This window comes from Paracoccus binzhouensis, from assembly GCF_016446475.1.
Lineage (GTDB): Bacteria > Pseudomonadota > Alphaproteobacteria > Rhodobacterales > Rhodobacteraceae > Paracoccus > Paracoccus binzhouensis.
The window spans coordinates 1-1134 of sequence record NZ_JAEHFP010000243.1 but is presented as its reverse complement, the minus strand read 5'-3'; the positions used below and the strand labels follow the sequence as shown (position 1 = coordinate 1134).

Sequence of the window (1134 nt, the reverse complement as noted above, 5' to 3'; positions counted from 1 at the left end):
TACGACAAAACCGCAGACAGTTTCCTCGGCTTCATCGACATCGCCTGCATCAGGCTCTGGCTTCGCCATTTGTCAACATGACCTAATTGCTCACGTCCTCGACGTGCGCCTGTCCCAGCTCGCGAAAAAGCACCAGCTCACCTACTCGCGTTACGCCGATGACATTACCTTCTCGACTAGCCAGCGCGCGTTCCCCTCGCCTGTCGCAGCGCCAGTCGCCGAAGGCGATCCGGAGTGGCAACCCGGTCCGGAACTTACGGCCGTGATCACCAAGGCCGGGTTCGCCATCAATCCGGGCAAGACCAGAATGCAGTTCCGCATGAGCCGGCAGCTCGTCACAGGACTGACCGTCAACGACAAGGTCAATATCAGGCCTGAATACTACCGCCGGGCGCGAGCGATGTGCCACGAGCTGTTTGAGAAGGGCACGTATTACCGGCCATCCTCTCCGCAGCCTGCGGCGGGGGAGAACGACGAAGCCCGGGATCTGAAAGTAATTGATTCACTCGCTCCACTGGAAGGAACCCTTAGCCATATCCATTACGTCAAGAATGCCATCGACCACCGCGAGGAACCGGAAAAGCGGAAGAACCCGACCGCCGCGCGGAGGCTCTACGCCCGCTTTCTAAAGTACCGCTATTTCGTGCGGCTGGAGCGGCCACTCATTGTCTGCGAAGGAAAGACCGACAGCATCTACCTCAAATACGCGATCCGAAAGCTGACGGCCTTTCACCCCAAGCTCGGATCAAAGGAAGGCGATTCATTCAAACCGGCAGTAGCGTTCTTTAACTACGCCGGCCAAGCCCATAAGCTGTTGGAGCTTGGCGGCGGGGCGAGCGACCTGAAATACTTTTTCATCAAGACCCGCTATGCGCAGGACATTCAGCGCTGCAAGCACCGGCCGCTGGCGCACCCTGTCATCGTGCTGATCGACAACGACAACGGCGCGGGCGAGATATTCTCGACACTCAAGAAGAATTTCGGGATCACTGTCGATCTCGCCTCGGTCGACCCGTTCTTCCACGTCACCGACAATCTGTATCTCGTTAACCCACATTCTCCAAGTAAGTCGCTGATTTCGCTGTCGTAATCGTGATATTTCGCATATAAATCATGGCGTTGACGGCTGCGAGG

The 1134-nt window shown here is 57.1% G+C and carries 1 pseudogene; it reads left to right on the top strand.

The features are described from left to right. Window positions 1-81, top strand: a pseudogene (locus I9P22_RS24240) (IS5/IS1182 family transposase); the annotation flags it as partial. Between the last annotated feature and the right edge of the window lie 1053 nt (window positions 82-1134).